This is a genomic window from Caulobacter sp. SRI_014 (genome assembly GCF_057586315.1).
Genome location: NZ_JBYCZQ010000002.1, coordinates 356,007 through 374,940 on the forward strand (window position 1 = coordinate 356,007; position 18,934 = coordinate 374,940).

The following is an 18,934-nucleotide window of genomic DNA, read 5'->3' on the forward strand; positions in this document are numbered from 1 at the left end:
CAGTACGGCCGGCACAGGATCTGACCGAAGGGGTTCGCGCAGCCATGCTGATCGTCGAGAATCTGACGCACATCTATCCGAACGGCGCCAAGGCGCTCGACGACGTCAATCTCATCGTGCCCAAGGGCATGTACGGCCTGCTGGGCCCCAACGGGGCCGGCAAGTCGACCCTGATGCGGACCATCGCCACCCTGCAGGCCCCGACCGAGGGCCAGGTCCGGTTCGGCGACATCGATGTGCTCAAACACCCCGAGGAGCTGCGCAAGACGCTCGGCTACCTGCCGCAGGATTTCGGCGTCTACCCGCGGGTGTCGGCCTACGACATGCTCGACCACATGGCGATCCTCAAGGGCATCGCAGGCCGCAAGGAGCGCCGCGAGACGGTCGAATACCTGCTCAACCAGACCAACCTCTGGGATGTCCGCAAGCGGGCCCTGGCCGGCTTCTCCGGCGGCATGCGCCAGCGGTTCGGCATCGCCCAGGCCCTGATCGGCGATCCGGCCCTGATCATCGTCGACGAGCCCACCGCCGGCCTCGACCCTGAAGAGCGCAACCGCTTCCTCAACCTGCTGGCCGAGATCGGCGAGAACGTGGTGGTCATCCTCTCGACCCACATCGTCGAGGACGTCGCCGACCTCTGCCCGGCCATGGCCATCATCGCGGCCGGCAGCATCGTCAAACAGGGCGCCCCGTTGACCCTCATCGAGGCGCTGAAGGGCCGCATCTGGACCAAGGTCATCGCCAAGGCCGACCTCGAGGCCGTCAAGGCCCGCTACAACGTCATCTCCGTCCGCCTGTTCTCGGGCCGCACCGTGGTCGACATCGAGGCCGACAGCGATCCGGGCGACGGCTTCACGCCCGTCGTCGGCGGGCTGGAAGAGGTCTATTTCTCGACCCTCGCCTCCGCCCGCGCTGCGGCCTGAGGACAGCGCCCATGTTCGGCAAGATCGCGGCCTTCGAATTCCGCTACCAGATCCGCCAGCCCATCTTCTGGGTCGCGGTGATCGCCTTCACCCTGCTGTCCTTCGGGGTGCTGGCCTCGGAGTTCATCCAGATCAGCTTCGGTTCGAACGTCCACGTCAACGGCCCCTGGGCCACCGTGCAGACCTTCTCGATCTTCGGGCTGCTCTACACCTTCATCGCCACCGCCTTCGTCGCCAACGTCGTCATCCGCGATGACGAGACCGGCTATGGCCCGCTGATCCTGACCACCCGGATCAACAAGTTCGACTACCTCTACGGCCGCTTCCTTGGCGCCTTCGCCGCCGCCTGCCTGTCCTTCCTGGCGGTGCCGTTCGGCTTCATCCTCGGCTCGCTGATGCCCTGGGTGGACAAGGAAACCCTCGGCCCGATCTTCGCCGGCCACTACCTGTGGACGCTCGGCGTCGTGTCGCTGCCGATGCTGTTCACGACCTGCGCCATCCTGTTCTCGATCGCCACCGCCACGCGCTCGATGATGTGGACCTACATCGGGGTGGTGGTGCTGATCATCCTGCGCATCGTCCTGCTGGTCATGGCCAGCCGCATGGAACTGCGCGAGGTCGGCGCCCTCTGGGACCCCTTCGGCACGGCCGCCTACGGCGACGCCACCCGCTACTGGACCATCGCCGAGCGCAACAGCCTCAGCCCCGCCCTGACCGGCCTCCTGCTCTGGAACAAGCTGCTGTGGATCGGCGTGCCGATCCTGTTCCTCGCCGCCGCCTACCCCCTGTTCCGCTTCCAGACCGGCGCCCTGCGCGGCCGCCGGCTGAAGGCCTTCAAGCTGCAGGCCAGGGCCGCCGTGGCCGGCGCGCCGCCGCCGCCTCCCCTGACCGCCCTGCCGCGCCCGGTGTTCAACAACGCCACCGCCTGGGCCCAGCTGTGGGCCCGCACCCGGCTCGACATGGGCCAGGTCTTCCGCAGCCCTGCCTATTTCGTGCTGCTGGCCATCGGCGTGCTGTTCGCCGCCTGGCAGCTGTGGCTGGTCACCAACAACGGCGAGTACGGCGGGGTGGTCTATCCGGTCACCCGGCTGATGCTCGACCGGCTGACCACCAGCTTCACCATCATCCCGCTGATCATCGCCCTCTATTACGCCGGCGAGCTGGTCTGGCGGGAGCGCGAGAAGAAGACCCACGAGCTGGTCGGCGCCGCCGCCGTCGCCGACTGGGCCTTCCTCCTGCCCAAGGTGCTGGCCATTTCGCTGGTGCTGATCTCCACCCTGATCGGCGGGGCCGTGGTCGCCCTGCTGGTCCAGGTGTTCAAGGGCTATTTCAACTTCGAGCTCGGCAAGACCCTGATCTGGCTGCTGCTGCCCCAGTCCCTGGATTTCATCCTGCTGGCCGTGCTGGCCATCTTCTTCCAGGCCATCAGCCCCAACAAGTTCGCCGGTTGGGGCCTGATGGTCCTCTACATGATCTCGACCTTCACCTTCGTCAGCCTGGGTCTGGAGCATAACCTCTACAACTACGGCGGCGCGCCCCAGGTCACCGCCTCGGACATGAACGGCCTGGGCAAGTTCTGGATCGGCGCCTGGTGGTTCCGCCTCTACTGGACCTTCTTCGCCGTCATCCTGGTCACCCTGTCCTATGCCGTCTGGCAGCGGGGGGCCGAGGGCCGGCTGTGGCCGCGCTTCCGCCGCGCGCCGTCACGCCTGGGCGGTCCGGTCGGGCTGGTGCTGCTGGTCGCCTTCCTCGGCTTTGCCGGCGTCGGCGGCTGGATTTTCCTCAACACCAACGTCTGGAACGACTTCCGCACGGGCAAGGACAACGACCGCTGGATGGGCGAGTACGAGCGCGTCCTGATCAACGAGCGCCACTTCGACAAGGTGCCGCAGCCGAAGATCGAGTCCATGAAGCTCGACGTCGACCTGCGGCCGCATGAGCCGATGCTGCGGGTCACCGGAACCTACGTCCTCAGGAACCTGACGAACGAGGACATCAAGCAGATCCACGTCCGCTTCGACCGCGACCTCAAGGTCAAGGGCCTGAGCATCCAGGGCGCCTGGCCCAAGGAGACGCTGGCCAAGTTCAACTACCGCATCTTCGCCCTCGACAAGCCGATGAAGCCCGGCGACGTCCTGACCATGAGCTTCATCACCGAACGCTCGCAGAAGGGCTTCAGGAACAGCGGCAACGAGAGCCGCATTGTCGACAACGGGACCTTCATCAACTCGGCGGAATTCGCCCCGACCCTGGGCATCTGGGGCAGCGGCGGCCTGGTCGACCGCGCCAAGCGGGTGAAGGCCGGCCTCAGCCCCGAGCCGCCGGTCGCCCCGCTGGGCGACGTCCCGTCACGCCAGTTCAACTACCTGCGCCACGACGCCGACTTCATGAGCGCCGATATCACGGTCACCACCGACGCCGGCCAGACGCCGATCGCGCCCGGCCGCCGGATTTCGGACCGCATCATCGACACCCCGGCCGGCAAGCGCCGCCAGGCTCACTTCGTGACCACGGCCCCGGTCCTGCCCTTCTTCTCGATCCAGTCGGCCGCCTACGCGGTCCGCCGCCAGACCTACAAGGGCATCGAGCTGGAGGTCTATTACGACCCCGCCCACGCCTACAACGTCGATCGCATGTTCACGGCGATGAAGACCTCGCTGGACTACTACCAGGCCAACTTCAGCCCCTACCAGTTCGACTACCTGCGCTTCATCGAGTTCCCGGCCTACGGCGACTTCGCCCAGGCCTTCGCCGGCACCATGCCCTGGTCGGAAAACCTGTTCTTCATCGCCGACTACCGTGACCCCGAGAAGATCGACATGGTCACCTATGTCGGGGCCCATGAAATCGGCCACCAGTGGTGGGCCCACCAGGTCATCGGCGCCGATCAGGAAGGCATGACCCTGACCTCCGAGACCCTGGCCCAGTACAGCGCCCTGCGGGTCATGAAGAAGCTCTACGGCGAGGACCGGATCCGCAAGTTCCTGCGCTACGAGCTCAACAGCTACCTGCGCAACCGCGGCGGCGATCCCCTCGGCGAAAAACCGCTGGTCCGGGTTCGGGGCAGCCAGGGCTACATCCACTACCGCAAGGGTTCGCTGGTCATGTACCGCCTGGCCGAGGAGATCGGCGAGGACAACGTCAACGCCACCCTGGCCGAGTTCCTCAAGCGCCATGCCTTCAAGGGCGCGCCCTACCCGATCTCGACCGAGCTGGTGCAGATGTTCAAGGCCCGGGCGCCGGCCGAAAAGCACGGCCTGATCGACGACCTGTTCTACAACATCACCCTCTATGACGTGAAAACCACGGACGCCAGGGTGACCGCCCGCAAGGACGGCAGGTTCGATGTGACACTGACCGTCGAGGCCAAGAAGCTCTACGCCAAGGAGGACGGCAAGGAGACGGAGTCCCCGATGAACGAGATGCTCGACATCGGCGTCTTCACCCGCCAGCCCGGCAAGGCGGGCTTCGACAGGTCCAGCGTCCTGATCCTGGAGCGCCGGCCGATCCGCAGCGGCAAGCAGACGGTCACGGTCACGGTCCCCAAACGCCCCGCCTGGGTCGGAACCGACCCCTACAACATCCTCATCGACAGGAATGCGGACGACAACCTGTTCAAGGTTGGGAGCTAGGACGACCAACTGAACTCTCCCCCGCGAGCGGGGGGAGAGCTTGGGAACCCCGCCTACCGCGCCCCGAACAGCGCCGTGCCCACACGGACGCTGGTCGCGCCGAACCGTACCCCGGTTTCAAAATCGCCGCTCATGCCCATCGACAGGCGCTCAACCCCGTTCCGCGCGGCGATCTTCCGCAGCAGCGCGAAATGCAGCCCCGCCGGCTCATTCTCCGGCGGAATGCACATCAGTCCCTCGATCACGAGCCCGTAGCGCTCCCGGCACAGCGCGATGAACCCGTCCGCCTCCGCCGGCGAAACGCCCGCCTTCTGCGGCTCCTCCCCGGTATTCACCTGCACATAGAGCCTCGGCGTCCGTCCCGACTTCGCCATCGCCTCGGCCAGCGCCCCGGCGATCTTCTCCCGATCCACCGTCTCGATGACGTCGAACAGCGCCACGGCCTCGGCCGCCTTGTTGCTCTGCAGCGGCCCGATCAGCCGCAGCTCCAGCCCCTCGCGCCGGTTCTCGCCGACCCAGCGGGCCGCCGCCTCCTGCACCCGGTTCTCGCCGAACACCCGCTGCCCCGCGTCCAGCATCGCCGTGATCTTCTCTTGCGGCTGCAGCTTGGACACGGCCACAAGGGTCACGTCCGACGCCGACCGTCCGACCGCCTTCGCCGCCCCGGCGATACGGCCCAGGATGGCGGCCCGGCGTTCGGGAATGGAGAGATCGGTTGGCACAGGGCGAGCTCGCGAAACTGGTGGAGGCCGCCAAGCGCCTACGCCCGGCATGCGCCCCTGCCAAGCCCCTGCCCCGGCTGCTGTTCCTCACCGACCCGGACCGCGTCCCCGACCCCGAGGCGGTTCTCGAAACCCTGCCGCCCGAAGTCGGCGTCATCTTCCGCCCCTTCGGCGCCCCGGACGCCGTCGAGCGCGGCCGCCGCCTCGCCGCCATCGCCCGCCGCCGGGGCCTGATCCTTCTGGCCGGCGCCGACCCCGATCTGGCCCAGGCTATCGGCGCCCAGGGCCTCCACCTCCCCGAACGCCTGGCCCACCAGCTCCCCGCCCTGCGCACGGCGCATCCGGACTGGATCCTCACCGCCGCCGCCCACGGCCTGGCCGCCGCCCAGGCCGCCACCGGCGCCGACGCCCTGCTGGTCTCCCCGGTCTTCCCCTCCAACAGCCCCTCGGCCGGCGCCCCCCTCGGCATCGAAGCCTTCACCGCCCTGGTCGCCGCCGCCCCGGCCCCGGTCTACGCCCTCGGCGGCGTCACCGCCGATACCGCCCCCCGGCTCGAAGACACCGGCGCGGCCGGTCTCGCCGGCATCGAAGCCTTTTTGCCCGGGTAGAATTATTTCGGGTCCGCCGACCCCCACCAACCTGCGTCGGATGGCGGTAGGTTCGAGGGTGGTTTCGGATGGGTCGAATCGTGGACCGCCAGGGGTCGGAACGCGCCCTTCGACGGGTCGTTTCGAGACAACTAGTTGGTTGATTTAAAAGAAGAATTTTTGACCCGATTGTGCTACAATGGTCGAAATTCAGCGCCCGAAAGCGTGCAGGCTGGCCCCATGGGCCCGCAGCCAGTCGCGGTGCGGGGCCGGATCGCCGAACAGCTCATCGACCAGGGCCCAGAACCTGGGCCCATGGTTGGCCTCGATCAGGTGGGCGCACTCGTGGGCGGCCACGTAGTCGGCCACCGCGAACGGGGCCAGGGCCAGCCGCCAGCTGTAGCGGATCGAGGCGGGCTTGCTGATCCGGGCCGGGGTGCAGCTGCCCCAGCGGGCCTTGGCGTCGATGACGCTGACGCTCGGGGTCGAGACCTTCAGCTGGGCCGCATAGCCCGCCGTCATCTGGGAGAACTTGCGCTTGGCCTCGGCCTTGATCAGCCGCATGACCCGGTCGCCAAAAGCGGCGTCGTCTGGCGCGGCGATGACCCCGGCCTCGAGATCGATCTTCGCCCGTCCAGGCCTGGTCTCCAGTCTGAACGGCCGCCCGAACAGTTCGACCACCATCCCTGGCTTCACCACCCGCGCTTCCGGCAGGTCGGCCAGCTGGGCTTCGATCCAGCCGACGCGCTCGCGGGCGAAAGCGACGGCCTCCGACAGGCGTTTGGCGGTGGGGGCGGTGGCGATGATCTCGCGGCGGGTGCGGTCGACGCGCAGGGAGATACGGCGGGCGCGGGCGTTGACGCTGAGCCGCAGCACATGGCCGGCCGCCTCGAGGCGGTCGCCGTGGTTGTAGGCGGGCGGCTTGAACAGACTCATCGCCCTCCGACTACCGCGTAAAGCGGGGCCGGAAAACGGTCATTTCGCAATACCGCTGAAACGCCGGTCAGCTGTCGGCGAAGTCGGGGTCCACGCGGCGGATGAAGCTGGCCACCCGGGGCTGGATTTCCTCGTTGAACCGACGGCCGTTGAACACCCCGTAGTGGCCGACGCCCGGCTGGACGTAGAGCTCTTTCAGCGCCTCGGGAATGTTCGGGGTCAGCCCGTGCGCCGCCTGGGTCTGGCCGACGCCGGAGATGTCGTCCAGCTCCCCCTCGACGGTCATCAGGGCGATGTCGGTGATGGCGGCGAGGTCGACCTTGCGGCCGCGATGGATCAGCTCGCCCTTGGGCAGCAGGTACTTCTGGAAGACGATATCGACCGTCTGCAGGTAGAATTCCTCGGTCAGGTCGAGGACCGACAGATACTCGTCGTAGAACACCCGGTGCTTGTCGGCGCTGTCGTCGTCGCCGATCACCAGGTGGTCGAAGTAGCGGCGGTGAGCGTCCTGGTGCTTCTCCAGGTTCATCGACATGAAGGAGGCCAGCTGCACGAAGCCCGGATAGACCCGCCGCAGCGCGCCCGGATGGGGCGGCGGCACAGTGTAGATCATGTTCGACTGGAACCAGGTGAAGGGCCGTTCCTCGGCCAGCTTGTTGGTCACGGTCGGGGAGAGGCGCGCATCGATGGGCGAGCCCATGAAGGTCATGCTGCGCGGCCGGTTGGGATCGTTGTCGGCGGCCATCAGGGCGGCGGCGGCCAGAACCGGCGGCCCCGGCTGGCAGACGGCGATGACGTGGGCCCGGGCCCCCATGACGCCAAGCATCTCGCGCACATGGTCGATGTAGTCGTGGAAGTCGAAGCGGCCCTCCATCATCGGCACGTCGCGGGCGTTGACCCAGTCGGTGACGAAGACGGCGTGGTGCGGAATCAGGGCCTCGACCGTGCCGCGCAGCAGGGTGGCGTAGTGGCCCGACAGCGGCGCGACCAGCAGGACGGCGGGGTCCAGCTGCATCTTTCCGGCCCGGCGCATGTCGCCCATGTCGCGGTCGAACTGGATCAGGCGGCACCAGGGGCTTTCCCAGACCACGGTCTCACGGACCTTGACCGTGACGCCGTTGACCTCGGTCTTGTCGATGCCCCAGGCCGGCTTGCCGTAGCGGCGGGTGACGTTGGCGTAGAGGTCGGCGGCAGCATAAAGGCTGCGCCCGATCACCGAATCCTTGGCCGGATTGAGCGGCGAGGACCAGAAGTCGCGGGTCGCCCGCGCCATCCAGCGCATGGGGGTCGACGTGTAGTACGTCGCTTCCTGCAGGGTATAGAGCATGTGTCCGACCTATTTTGCAGCGCAGCATAACACGCGTTCACTTAACGAAGTCCAGCGGCAAATCGATGCGTGTGGTTGCCCATTTGGCTGACCAATGGTCTATGCTGCAGTCCGGAAAGAGGGAGTTTCGGGGCGTTGTCTGAGGCGCGTGTCATGGCGGGGAGCGATCCCTATGCGGCCCTGGTCATCGCCATCGCCGAGCGCGGCGACCGCGCCGCCTTCCGCCAGCTGTTCGACCATTACGCCCCCCGGGTGAAGGGCTACCTCGCCCGGCTCGGCCTCGACCAGGCCCGGGCCGAGGAACTGGCGCAGGAGGTCCTGGTCACCGTCTGGCGCAAGGCCGGCAGTTTCGACGCCAGGCGGGCCTCCGTCTCGACCTGGATCTTCCGCATCGCCCGCAACCGCCGCATCGACATCTACCGCCGGGACCGCACCGCCGACCTCGACGCGGAGGAACCCTCGCTGCAGCCGGCCCCGATGGCCGGACCGCACGAGGAACTGGACGCGGGACAGCAACAGCGCCGCATCGCCGCCGCCCTGTTGAATCTTCCGGAAGAACAGCGCGACCTGGTCAGGCGCGCCTTCTATGATGACTTGAGTCACAGCGAGATCGCCGAGGCGACCGGACTGGCGCTGGGCACGGTGAAGTCCAGGCTACGACTGGCCTTCGGCAAGCTTCGCGCCGTGCTGGAGGAATCGGCATGAAATGTCGCACTTGTCGTCGCCTTGACGACTTTGGACCCCGGTCTATCTCGCCTCTCGTGACTGGAAAACCGAGGCTTCAACCGTGACTGCCGCCGACGCCAACATCGACGTCTTCGCCGACCGCCTGCAGCATGCGCCCGACGCGGGCCTGAAGCTTCTGGCCTCGGCCGCCGCCGCCGTGCGCGACGACCGCCCCCTGCCGAACGAGGACCTGGCCGGCCTGTTCCTTGACGACGAAGCACCGATGGACCTCAGCGGCGGCGCCGACGCCGCCCTGGCCCGCATCGACGCGCTTGGCGATCTCGACGTGCGCGGCCCGGCTCCGACCAGCGACAACCGCGCCGCCACGGGCGCCGCCAAAACCCTGAACGAGCTGGCGGGCCTGCCCGACCCGGTCCGCGAAGCGGCCTTCGAGGCCATCATGGGCGGCAAGAACTTCGGCTTCGCCGGCTTCGGCATCAAGCGCCTGTCGATCCCGATGGACGGTCCGGGCAAGGTCGACCTGCTGCGCATCGAGCCCGGCGCCGGCGTCGCCACCCATGATCACGAGGGCGAGGAATTCACCCTGGTCCTGACCGGCGCCTTCAACGACGGTCACCAGACCTACGGCCCCGGCGACATCAATGTCGGCATTCCCGGCTTCAAGCACGAGCCCAAGGCCCTGCCCGGCGACGTCTGCTACGCCCTGGCCGTCTCGTACGGCTCGGCCCGCTTCGACGGCTCGATCGGCCTGCTGCAGAAACTCACAGGTTTCGGCAGCTAGGACCCCCTGACGCACCCCAGCTGTGCGCAAGGTAAATCGCCTCTTAACCCTCCGCGCGCACAACGGACCCCTATTGGGTTCGAAGGGCATTTGGGTATGGCGAAGGCGGCGCGGCGGTCTGGCGCGGAACTGCTTGTCGAAGCGGCGGTCATCGCCTGGGGCCTGCCGGGAACGGCGCGCTTCCGGGGCGGGGTGACGGCGGCCGCCGGCGCGGCGCTTGCTGTCGCATTGGCCACCTACAATCCGGCCGATCCCAGCTTCAACGCCGCCTCGGGCGGGGCCGCCACCAATGCGCTCGGCGGCGGCGGCGCCCTGATCGCCGATCTGGCCATGCAGTCGCTGGGCCTGGGCGCCTGGCTGACCGCCATCCTGATGACCGCCTTCGGCATGACCCGTGTGCTCGACGCCGAGCCGGACCGGGGCCGCAAGGCCTTGCGGATCAAGGCCGCCGTCGGCGCTCTGGGCGTGCTCTTGCTGTCGGCCGCCGTCGCCGCGCCGCCGCCGCCTGCCGCCTGGCCGCTGGCCCTGGGCCTCGGCGGCCTATGGGGTCAGGGCCTGTTCAGCCTGGTCCGCGACCTGTTCGGCTTTGTCCATCTGCCCGGCGCCGCCCTGTTCGCCGGCCTGATCCTGGCCGGCGCAGGCATCACCGCCACGGTCTGGTCGCTGGGCCTGCAGAAACTGGCCGCCGGCTTCGACCCCGAAACCCTGACCCGGCTGATGCACCGCGAGCCGAAGGCGCAGCCCGCGCCCGCCCCGGTCCGCAAGGCCGCCAAGCCCCGCGCCGCCGCCCGCGCGCCCCTGCCGCCGATCGAGGACGAGGACGCCCTCCCCGTCGCCGCCCCGGTCGCCGAGCCGGTGCTCAACATTCGCCAGCCCAAGGTCCCGGCCCGCGCCTCCGACCGCGCCGCCCGCGAGCGCCAGCCGGCCTTCGACTTCGAGGACCGCGAGGACGGTTTCCAGCTGCCGGAACTGTCGATGCTGGCCCAGCCGAAACCCCGCGCCAACACCTTCGACGAAGCGGCCTTGCGCCAGAACGCCCGCCTGCTGGAAAGCGTGCTGGCCGAGTTCGGCGTGCGCGGCGCCATCGACCAGATCCGCCCCGGCCCCGTCGTCACCCTCTATGAACTGACCCCCGCCCCCGGGGTGAAGAGCGCCCGCGTCGTGGCCCTCAGCGACGACATCGCCCGCTCGATGAGCGTCGCCGCCTGCCGCGTGTCGGTCGTCTCTGGCCGCAACGCCATCGGCATCGAACTGCCCAACGCCAAGCGCGAAACCGTCTATCTGCGCGACCTGCTGTCGAGCCCCGACTACGAGAAACAGGGCGCCATCCTGCCCATGGCGCTGGGCGAAGGCATCGGCGGCGAACCCTACATCGCCGACCTCGCCAAGATGCCCCACCTGCTGATCGCCGGCACCACCGGCTCCGGCAAGTCGGTGGGCGTCAACGCCATGATCCTGTCGATCCTCTACAAGCTGCCGCCGGATCAGTGCCGCTTCATCATGATCGACCCCAAGATGCTGGAACTCAGCGTCTACGACGGCATCCCGCACCTGCTGGCGCCCGTCGTCACAGATCCCAAGAAGGCGATCGTCGCCCTGAAGTGGACCGTCCGCGAGATGGAGGACCGCTATCGCCGCATGTCCAAGATCGGCGTGCGCAACATCGGCGGTTACAACGAGCGGGCCAAGGAAGCGCTGGAAAAGGGCGAGCACTTCGAGCGCACCGTCCAGACCGGCTTCGACGACGCCGGCCGCGCCATCTATGAGTCCGAGAAGATCCGCCCTGAGCACATGCCCTATCTGGTCGTCGTCATCGATGAGGTCGCCGACCTGATGATGGTGGCCGGCAAGGACATCGAAGGCGCCGTCCAGCGCCTGGCCCAGATGGCCCGCGCCGCCGGCATCCACCTGATCATGGCCACGCAACGCCCGTCGGTGGACGTCATCACCGGCACCATCAAGGCCAACTTCCCGACCCGGATCAGCTTCCAGGTCACGAGCAAGATCGACGCCCGCACCATCCTGGGCGAACAGGGCGCCGAACAGCTGCTGGGCATGGGCGACATGCTCTACATGGCCGGCGGTGGCCGCACGACACGCCTGCACGGCCCGTTCGTCTCGGACGGTGAAGTGGAAGCGGTTGCCCGCTACCTGCGCGACCAGGGCATGCCCAACTACCTGGAAGAAGTCACCGCCGGCGGCGAGGACGACGAGGAGGGTGGCGAGGGCGCCGTGGCCGCCGATGGTTCTGGCGGCGACCTCTACGACCACGCCGTGGCCGTGGTCACCCGCGACCGCAAGGCCTCGACCAGCTATATCCAGCGCCGCCTGCAGATCGGCTACAATAGAGCCGCTTCGCTGATGGAGCGGATGGAGCGCGAAGGCATCGTCGGCGCCGCCAACCATGCCGGCAAGCGTGAAATCCTGGTCGGGGCGCCGCCGTAAGGGCCTCCTTTTCGCCCTGCGGACGCGTCAGGTTGCAACCCGAAGGACGACCAACGACTTTAGGGCCGACATGACCCAACACCTGAACCGCCGCGACACCCTCGCCGGCCTGATCGCCCTTTCCGCCACGGCCACCGCCGGCGCCGCCGTCGCCGCGCCCCTGTCGCCGGCCGACAAGGCGCTGGTCGACAAGGCCACCGCCTATCTGCAGGGCCTCAGCTCGGCCAAGGGTCGGTTCATCCAGACCGACCCGCGCGGGACCCAGACGCAAGGCAGCTACTACCTGCAGCGGCCCGGCAAGGCCCGATTCGCCTACGACGCCCCGGTCAGCAAGCTGCTGGTCAGCGACGGCCGTTTCGTCTCCGAGGCCGACACCCGGCTGAAGACCGTCAACCGCTATCCGCTCGGCCAGACGCCCCTGGCCCTGTTCCTGGCCCAGGACGTACGGCTCGACAAAGGGGTGGTGGTCAACAAGGTCAGCCGGCTGGACGGCGGCTTCTCCCTGACTCTGTCCGACGGACGCAAGCAGACGCGCGGCACGTTGACGATGAACTTCACCGACAGCCCGGTCGCCCTGATGGGCTGGGTCGTGACCACCGTGCAGGGCGCGACGCGGGTGCGGCTGACCAGCCTGGAGCGGGTCGGCGGGCTGGACGCCAAGCTGTTCGCCACGCCCTTCCCGCCGGCGAAGAAGACCGGCCGGCCCTGAATCGCCACCACTGTGTCCCACCCGACACAGCCAAACCTTCACGGAATTGTCGTTGACGTTTCCGCGTTGACGTTGTTCTAATGCAACACATGGCGGTTGGCGCGTCCGACCTCGCGCCGCCCGCGGACCGTGCCGGAAACCTATCCCCTCCCGGCGGCGGCATGAGAGACAACTTTCCCCGCCCGGCGCCGTAGTGGCGCCGGGCGTTTTTCTTGTCGCAGTGGCGGTGCGACCCCCCAGCCGCTACCTACGGCCCATGCGCCTTCGACTCGCCACCTGGAACATCAACTCTGTCCGTCCGCGCGGCGACCTGATCGGCCGCATGGTCGACGAGATCGCCCCCGACGTCATCGCCCTGCAGGAGATCAAGTGCCAGACGCACGAGTTCCCCCGCGAGATGTTCGAAGCCCTCGGCTACCGCCACTTCCGCATCCACGGCCAGAAGGGCTGGCACGGGGTGGCCATCGTCTCGCGCCTGCCGCTGGAGGACTCACCGCCGTTGGACGTCTGCAAGAACGGCCACGCCCGCTGTGTCGGGACCATGGTCGGCGGGGTCGAGATCCAGAACTTCTACATCCCGGCCGGCGGCGACATTCCCGACCGAGAACTGAACCCCAAGTTCGACCACAAGCTCGACTTCTTCGAGAAGCTGACCGCCGAGTTCGCCAGGCGCGACCCCAGGAATCCGCTGATCGTCACCGGCGACCTCAACGTGGCGCACGGCGAGAACGACGTCTGGAACCACAAGTACATGTCCAAGGTGGTCAGTCACACGCCGGTCGAAGTCGCGGCCATGGAGGCGCTGATCGCCTCGGGCAAATTCATCGACCTGCCCCGCGAAGTGGTGCCGCCTTCGGAAAAGATGGCCAGCTGGTGGAGCTACCGCGCCGCCGACTTCCGCGCCTCGAACCGCGGCCTGCGCCTGGACCACATCCTGATCAGCCCCGGCCTGCGGGACGCGGCCTTCCACACCGGCAAGGCCATCTCCAAGGTGCATGAGGACGTACGCGGCTGGGACAAGCCCAGCGACCACGCGCCGGTGACCGCCGACTTCATGATCTGATCAGGGCTGCAGCCGATACCCGCCGGCTTCGGTGATCAGCAGCCGCGCCTGGCCGGGATCGGGCTCGATCTTCTGGCGCAGGCGGTAGACATGGGTCTCCAGCGTGTGGGTCGTGACCCCGGCGTTGTAGCCCCAGACCTCTGTCAGCAGTTCCTCGCGGGCGATAGCCTTGGCCCCGGCCCGGTAGAGGTACTTGAGGATGTTGGTCTCTTTTTCCGTCAGCCGGACCTTCTTGCCCTTGTCGTCGACCAGCAGCTTGGCGGCCGGGCGGAACTCGTAGGGGCCGATGCGGAACACCGCGTCTTCCGACGCCTCATGGCTGCGCAGCTGGGCGCGGATGTGGGCCAGCAGGACGGCGAAGCGGAAGGGCTTGGTCAGGTAGCCGTTGGCCCCCGATTCGAGGCCCAGGATGGTGTCGGCGTCGGTCGAGGCCGCCGTCAGCATGACGATCGGCGCCGTCACCCCCGCCTTGCGCATCAGCCGGCAGGCCTCGCGCCCGTCCATGTCGGGCAGGTCAACGTCGAGCAGGATCATGTCCGGCCGGGTTTCCCGGGCCATGGTCGAGCCCTCGGTGGCGGTGGCCGCCTCGAGGGTGGTGAACTCCTCGTGCAGACGCAGCTGTTCGGCCAGCGCGCCGCGCAGGTCGTCGTCGTCATCGATGATCAGGAGGGTCTTGCCTTGCGCCATGAACAGAACCATGCACCGTTTCGGGCCTGAAGGCCAAGCGGACAACGCCAAGCCGTGGAGGCATCAGTTGAACTTCACCGCCCATGCCGACGGTCGTTTCGAGATAGGCAGCCGGACCGTCTCCTGCATCCTCGGCAAGGGGGGCGTGAAGCCCGCCGCCGACAAACGCGAGGGCGACGGGGCCAGCCCCGTTGGAACCTGGCCGATCCGCCGCCTGCTCTACCGGCCCGACAAGACCCCGCCGCCGAAGACCGGCCTGCCCGTGCACCCCATCCAGCCGAACGAAGGCTGGTGCGACGCAGCCGACGACCCGAACTACAACCGCCCGGTCAAACTGCCCTACGCCGCCAGCCACGAGCGGCTGTGGCGCGACGACGATATCTACGATCTGGTCCTCGTATTGGGGCACAACGATGACCCGGTCGTCCCCGGCATGGGCTCGGCCATCTTCCTGCACCTGACCCGGCCAGAACGGACGCCGACCGAGGGCTGCGTCGCCCTCGATCGGCCGGACCTGCTCGAGATGCTCGCTCAGGCCCGGCCGGGCGATACGGTGACGATCTCTACTTGAGACCTTCGCGGATGCCCTTAGCCTTGGTCAGGTGTTCCTGGACAGTTGGGGCGGTGGAGGCGGCGGCGGCCTGCAGGGCGGGAACCGTGCCGTCCTTGGCGTAGCGGGTCATCAGGTCCAGCGCCGCCTGGTGGCCGTCGACCTGGGCGTCCATGTAAGCCTTGTCGAAATCGGCGTCCGACGCCTTGGAGAGGTCGTCCAGCTTGCTCTGCAGATCGGCCGGCAGGGCGGTCGGCGGGACGAGCGGCTGGCCGGAATCGGCGATCGCCTTCTTCAGACCGGCCGTGGTCTGGGTGTGCATGTCGATCATCATCTGGGCGAAGGCCTTGATGTCGGCGTTCCTGGTCCGGGTCAGGGCCAGCTTGCTGCTCTCGATCTCGAACATGTCGCTCGACGCGGCCTTGGCCACGAAGTCCGGGGCGCCGGCCTCGTTGGCCGGGGTCGGCACGGTGGCGGCCGGGTTGGCGTCCGGGGTGACGGCGCTGGTCTCTTCCGGCGGCTTGCCGCAGGCGGCCAGGGTCAGGGCGGCGCAGGCGGCGCCGGCGATGAGAAGCTTGCGATACATGGGGTGTCTCCTGCACAGCACGTTGGCCGCTCGGTAAGCGCGGCTCTTGCAGTTCACTAAAGCTCACGGGGGTGTGATGCGTTCCAATGTCGAAGCGCCGACCGACGGTCCGCTCAAGGGACTTGTGGTCATCGAGATGGGAACCCTGATCGCCGGCCCGTTCTGCGGCCAGATCCTCGGCGACTTCGGGGCGACGGTGATCAAGCTGGAGGATCCCGGCAAGGGCGATCCTATGCGCCAGTGGGGCCGAAGCCTGCCCAAGGGCCACAGTCCCTGGTGGCCCGTGATCGGTCGCAACAAGCGCTCGGTGACCCTGAACCTGCGCGATCCCGAGGGGCAGGCGATTGCCAGACGCCTGATAGCCGGCGCCGACGTGCTGATCGAGAACTTCCGCCCCGGGGCGATGGAGAAGTGGGGGCTGGGCTATGAGGCCCTGGTCTCGGAGAACCCGAAGCTGGTCATGGCCCGCGTCTCCGGCTTCGGCCAGACCGGCCCCTACGCGCAACGGGCCGGCTATGCCCTGATCGGCGAGGCGATGGGGGGCTTGCGCTACATCACCGGCGAGCCTGACCGCGCCCCGGCCCGGGCCGGGATTTCGGTCGGCGACAGCCTGGCGGGCCTGCATGCGGCGCTGGGGACGATGATGGCGCTGCACGCCCGCGAGCGGACCGGCAGGGGCCAGATCGTAGATGCGGCCATCTATGAGAGCGTGCTGTCGGTGATGGAAAACCTGATCACCGAATACGGCCTGACCGGCTACGTCCGCGAACGCTCGGGCTCTGTGTTGCCGGGCATCGCGCCGTCCAACGCCTATCCGACGGCGGACGGGGCGCTGGTGGTCATCGGGGCCAACCAGGACACCCTGTTCAAGCGGCTGTGCGGGGCCATGGGCCGGCCGGAGCTCAGCGCCGATCCGCGCTACGCCGGCCATGCGGCCCGGGGCGAGAACCAGGCCGAGCTCGACGCCCTGATCGGCGGCTGGACCGCCACCCTGACGGCGGCGGACCTGCTGGCCCTGATGGAAAAGAGCGGCGTCGCCGCCGGCCGCGTCTACCGTGCGCCAGACATGCTGGACGACCCTCAGTTCGCCGCCCGCGAGGCCATCGTCGAAACGCCCCATCCGGTGTTCGGCAGCGTGAAGATGCAGAACGCCTTCCCCAAGCTCAGCGATACGCCCGGCGGCGTGCGCTGGCCCGGACCGGGGCTGGGCGAGCATACGGATGAAGTGCTTGGCGAGCGTGCGGGGGTGTCGGCGGAAGACCTGGCCAAACTGCGGGAGCGAGGCGTGATCTAACGCCCAACCGCCTCGGCCACGGCGCGGACAATCTGGTGAATGTTGTAGGGCTTGCGCACGATCGGGGCGTCGAAGCCGCCCGGCGCGCCTCGCTCGCCATAGCCGGTGGCGAAGACGAAGGGGATGCCTCGGGCCGCCAGCCGCTCGGCCACCGGGGTGACCAGCCGGCCGCCGAGGTTGACGTCCAGCACCGCCGCGTCCAGCTGCGCCTCGGCAAGGCCCATGGCCTCGTCGACGTCGCCGGCCGTGCCGACGATGATGGCCCCGGCCTCGACCAGGCCCGCCTCCAGCTCCAGGGCCAGCAGGGTGGCGTCCTCGACAATCAGCAGGCGAAGACCCTCGACCCCGCCGTGGCCATTGACCTGGCCGGTCGACACGCCGCTGGGAGCCGGCGGTTCCGGGGCCGCCTTGGCGTCGGCCAGGGCCCCCCGGGCGGCGGTCAGATGGACCTTCACGCCACTCTTCTCATAGACAACCTTGCCCGCCCCGCCGAGTTCGCGGCCGGTCACCCGGTCGAGCAGCACGGCGCCGAAGCCGGTGCGGGTCGGCTGGACCACCGGCGGACCCCCGGTCTCCTGCCAATCAAGGGCGAAGCCGCCGTCGGGACGCTTGCGCCAGTCGAGCAGCACCCGGCCGCCCTCCACCGACAGCGCCCCGTATTTGATGGCGTTGGTGGCCAGCTCGTGCAGAGCCAGCGACAGGGCGTTGGCCGCGCGGGGCGTGAGGAAGAGATCGGGCCCCGACCAGATCGCCTGGCCATGGCCGAGCCCGCCCAGTTCCGCCTCGACGATGGAGCCGAGGCTGGCCCCGTGCCAGCGGGTGGCGGTCAGCAGCTCGTGAGCCTGGGCCATGGCCTTCAGCCGGCCAGAGAAGCTTTCGATGAAGCCGTCGATCGAGCTGGTCCGGCGGGCCGACTGGGCGGCCAGCGATTGCACGGCGGCCAGCACATTCTTCACCCGGTGGTCGAGCTCGGCCATCAGGGTTTCGCGCTGTTCCTCGTCCTGCTTGCGGTCGGTGATGTCCTGGACGACGCCGATGATCTTGCGCGGCTTGCCTTCGCCGTCGAGCACAACCGTGCCCGCCCCCATCATCCAGCGCACCTCGCCGTTGTCCGGCCGCACGATGCGGTACTCGGACCGGTAGCGGCCGGTCGATTTCAGCGAGCGGTCGACCTCGGCCCTCAACTTCTCGCGGTCCTCGGGGTGAACGTATTTGAAGGAGATGTCGCCGTGTTCGCCGCCGGCGCTGTCGCGCTTGAGGCCGGTCATGGCCTTCATCTGGTCGTTGATGACCATGCGGTCTTCGGTGACATCCCATTCGAACTCGCCGAGCCCGCCGGCCTCGAGGGCCAGGTCCCGGCGTTGCCGGTCGAGCTTGCGGCCGCGCTCGACGGCCAACCGGTGGGCGTCGGCCATCAGGTGATCGGTGGCCAGTTCGGCCAGGTCCTTCAGGGCCGGAGCGAGGTCGTCCTCGTCGAGCGGATGAGGCTCCGGATCGCCGACCGCCAGCAAGCCGACCACTGCCCCGTCCGGGGTGATCAACGGGGCGCAGGCATAGAAGGCGACATCGATCTGGGTAAGGGTGTGGCGGATGTCGTCGAAGCGGCTGTCGGTCCGCACATCACCGCTGATCAGCACCTCGGCGCGGCCGATCATGACATCGGCCAGGGACCCGGCGCGCGGGTACTCGCGGCGCTCCAGCCCGAGGATGGCCTTGTGCCAGAGCCGGTCGCGGTCAACGAGGACGATGGCCGCCCGCGAGGCCCCGAACAGGGCGGCGGCCAGGCGCACGACGCGGTCGAAATGCGGGTCGCTGTCGCTGTCCAGGGCGCCGAGGCCGCGCAGCACCGCCAGCCGGTCCTCCTCGGTCATCTCCACGCCGGGTGCGACATTTTTACTCATGGGCGCACCTTAAACCGACTTCGCCGGTTAAGCGACTGGTGGCGGCGAGCGTTCACACGTCCTATGTTGGAACCAGCGCCCCTTCCCGGCGTTGTCGGGCCGTC

Annotated in this window: 16 protein-coding genes; 10 read left to right on the top strand and 6 right to left on the bottom strand. The window is 68.3% G+C overall.

Going from position 1 to position 18,934, the window contains the following annotated elements; genetic code table 11:
* Positions 1-44: 44 nt before the first annotated feature.
* Together AC2YG9_RS07130 and AC2YG9_RS07135 are read left to right on the top strand one after the other, a co-directional pair.
* Entirely contained in the window at positions 45-923 is an 879-nt protein-coding gene (locus tag AC2YG9_RS07130; RefSeq protein WP_487297257.1) for an ABC transporter ATP-binding protein, read from the top strand.
* A gap of 11 nt (positions 924-934) precedes the next feature.
* Positions 935-4,555: an ABC transporter permease/M1 family aminopeptidase gene (locus AC2YG9_RS07135; RefSeq protein ID WP_487297258.1), complete on the top strand. Its 3,621-nt coding sequence runs from the start codon at positions 935-937 to the stop codon at positions 4,553-4,555.
* Positions 4,556-4,608: 53 nt separating this feature from the next.
* Here AC2YG9_RS07135 and AC2YG9_RS07140 read toward each other — a convergent pair whose 3' ends face one another.
* Positions 4,609-5,259, bottom strand: coding sequence for a YggS family pyridoxal phosphate-dependent enzyme (locus tag AC2YG9_RS07140; RefSeq protein WP_487297542.1), 651 nt, complete (start codon positions 5,257-5,259; stop codon positions 4,609-4,611).
* A gap of 11 nt (positions 5,260-5,270) precedes the next feature.
* Between AC2YG9_RS07140 and AC2YG9_RS07145 the strand changes: the two genes are divergently transcribed.
* Positions 5,271-5,885, top strand: a complete 615-nt coding sequence (locus AC2YG9_RS07145) for a thiamine phosphate synthase (protein ID WP_487297259.1) — start codon at positions 5,271-5,273, stop codon at positions 5,883-5,885.
* Between the two features lie 189 nt (positions 5,886-6,074).
* Here AC2YG9_RS07145 and AC2YG9_RS07150 read toward each other — a convergent pair whose 3' ends face one another.
* Together AC2YG9_RS07150 and AC2YG9_RS07155 are read right to left on the bottom strand one after the other, a co-directional pair.
* Complete coding sequence (locus tag AC2YG9_RS07150) at positions 6,075-6,800, bottom strand: M48 family metallopeptidase (protein WP_487297260.1); 726 nt, start codon at positions 6,798-6,800, stop codon at positions 6,075-6,077.
* A gap of 67 nt (positions 6,801-6,867) precedes the next feature.
* Positions 6,868-8,127 (bottom strand): polyhydroxyalkanoate depolymerase, encoded by a 1,260-nt coding sequence (locus tag AC2YG9_RS07155; protein WP_487297261.1) that lies wholly within the window; start codon positions 8,125-8,127, stop codon positions 6,868-6,870.
* A gap of 153 nt (positions 8,128-8,280) precedes the next feature.
* Here AC2YG9_RS07155 and AC2YG9_RS07160 point away from each other — a divergent pair, with 153 nt between their 5' ends.
* From AC2YG9_RS07160 to AC2YG9_RS07180, 5 genes are all read left to right on the top strand, one after another.
* Complete coding sequence (locus AC2YG9_RS07160) at positions 8,281-8,832, top strand: sigma-70 family RNA polymerase sigma factor (protein ID WP_487297262.1); 552 nt, start codon at positions 8,281-8,283, stop codon at positions 8,830-8,832.
* Between the two features lie 82 nt (positions 8,833-8,914).
* A complete protein-coding gene (locus tag AC2YG9_RS07165; protein WP_487297263.1) occupies positions 8,915-9,595 on the top strand; it encodes a cupin domain-containing protein in 681 nt (226 codons plus the stop codon).
* 96 nt (positions 9,596-9,691) lie between these two features.
* On the top strand, positions 9,692-12,040 hold the full coding sequence (locus AC2YG9_RS07170) for an FtsK/SpoIIIE family DNA translocase (RefSeq protein WP_487297264.1): 2,349 nt from the start codon (positions 9,692-9,694) through the stop codon (positions 12,038-12,040).
* 70 nt (positions 12,041-12,110) lie between these two features.
* Positions 12,111-12,749, top strand: coding sequence for an outer-membrane lipoprotein carrier protein LolA (locus AC2YG9_RS07175; protein ID WP_487297265.1), 639 nt, complete (start codon positions 12,111-12,113; stop codon positions 12,747-12,749).
* A 256-nt stretch (positions 12,750-13,005) separates the two neighbouring features.
* Positions 13,006-13,812: an exodeoxyribonuclease III gene (locus AC2YG9_RS07180; RefSeq protein ID WP_487297266.1), complete on the top strand. Its 807-nt coding sequence runs from the start codon at positions 13,006-13,008 to the stop codon at positions 13,810-13,812.
* Here AC2YG9_RS07180 and AC2YG9_RS07185 read toward each other — a convergent pair whose 3' ends face one another.
* A complete protein-coding gene (locus AC2YG9_RS07185) occupies positions 13,813-14,499 on the bottom strand; it encodes a response regulator transcription factor (RefSeq protein WP_487297543.1) in 687 nt (228 codons plus the stop codon).
* A 67-nt stretch (positions 14,500-14,566) separates the two neighbouring features.
* On the opposite strand from AC2YG9_RS07185, the gene AC2YG9_RS07190 reads away from it, so the two are divergent.
* Positions 14,567-15,070, top strand: coding sequence for a L,D-transpeptidase family protein (locus AC2YG9_RS07190; protein WP_487297267.1), 504 nt, complete (start codon positions 14,567-14,569; stop codon positions 15,068-15,070).
* Here the strand turns inward: AC2YG9_RS07190 and AC2YG9_RS07195 are convergent.
* Entirely contained in the window at positions 15,063-15,635 is a 573-nt protein-coding gene (locus AC2YG9_RS07195) for a DUF4142 domain-containing protein (protein WP_487297268.1), read from the bottom strand. The two genes, AC2YG9_RS07190 and AC2YG9_RS07195, sit on opposite strands and share 8 nt — an antisense overlap.
* A 76-nt stretch (positions 15,636-15,711) precedes the next feature.
* Here AC2YG9_RS07195 and AC2YG9_RS07200 point away from each other — a divergent pair, with 76 nt between their 5' ends.
* Complete coding sequence (locus AC2YG9_RS07200; RefSeq protein WP_487297269.1) at positions 15,712-16,929, top strand: CaiB/BaiF CoA transferase family protein; 1,218 nt, start codon at positions 15,712-15,714, stop codon at positions 16,927-16,929.
* On the opposite strand, the gene AC2YG9_RS07205 is transcribed toward AC2YG9_RS07200, so the two are convergent.
* A complete protein-coding gene (locus AC2YG9_RS07205; RefSeq protein ID WP_487297270.1) occupies positions 16,926-18,830 on the bottom strand; it encodes an HWE histidine kinase domain-containing protein in 1,905 nt (634 codons plus the stop codon). The genes AC2YG9_RS07200 and AC2YG9_RS07205 overlap by 4 nt on opposite strands.
* Between the last annotated feature and the right edge of the window lie 104 nt (positions 18,831-18,934).

Excerpts from the sequence above, each read along its gene's own strand:
- AC2YG9_RS07160 (WP_487297262.1), top strand. The coding sequence starts at position 8,281 with ATGGCGGGGAGCGATCCCTATGCGGCCCTGGTCATCGCCATCGCCGAG.
- AC2YG9_RS07135 (WP_487297258.1), top strand. The coding sequence starts at position 935 with ATGTTCGGCAAGATCGCGGCCTTCGAATTCCGCTACCAGATCCGCCAG.
- AC2YG9_RS07205 (WP_487297270.1), bottom strand. The coding sequence starts at position 18,830 with ATGAGTAAAAATGTCGCACCCGGCGTGGAGATGACCGAGGAGGACCGG.
- AC2YG9_RS07195 (WP_487297268.1), bottom strand. The coding sequence starts at position 15,635 with ATGTATCGCAAGCTTCTCATCGCCGGCGCCGCCTGCGCCGCCCTGACC.
- AC2YG9_RS07170 (WP_487297264.1), top strand. The coding sequence starts at position 9,692 with ATGGCGAAGGCGGCGCGGCGGTCTGGCGCGGAACTGCTTGTCGAAGCG.
- AC2YG9_RS07150 (WP_487297260.1), bottom strand. The coding sequence starts at position 6,800 with ATGAGTCTGTTCAAGCCGCCCGCCTACAACCACGGCGACCGCCTCGAG.
- AC2YG9_RS07155 (WP_487297261.1), bottom strand. The coding sequence starts at position 8,127 with ATGCTCTATACCCTGCAGGAAGCGACGTACTACACGTCGACCCCCATG.
- AC2YG9_RS07175 (WP_487297265.1), top strand. The coding sequence starts at position 12,111 with ATGACCCAACACCTGAACCGCCGCGACACCCTCGCCGGCCTGATCGCC.
- AC2YG9_RS07130 (WP_487297257.1), top strand. The coding sequence starts at position 45 with ATGCTGATCGTCGAGAATCTGACGCACATCTATCCGAACGGCGCCAAG.
- AC2YG9_RS07200 (WP_487297269.1), top strand. The coding sequence starts at position 15,712 with ATGCGTTCCAATGTCGAAGCGCCGACCGACGGTCCGCTCAAGGGACTT.
- AC2YG9_RS07180 (WP_487297266.1), top strand. The coding sequence starts at position 13,006 with ATGCGCCTTCGACTCGCCACCTGGAACATCAACTCTGTCCGTCCGCGC.
- AC2YG9_RS07185 (WP_487297543.1), bottom strand. The coding sequence starts at position 14,499 with ATGGCGCAAGGCAAGACCCTCCTGATCATCGATGACGACGACGACCTG.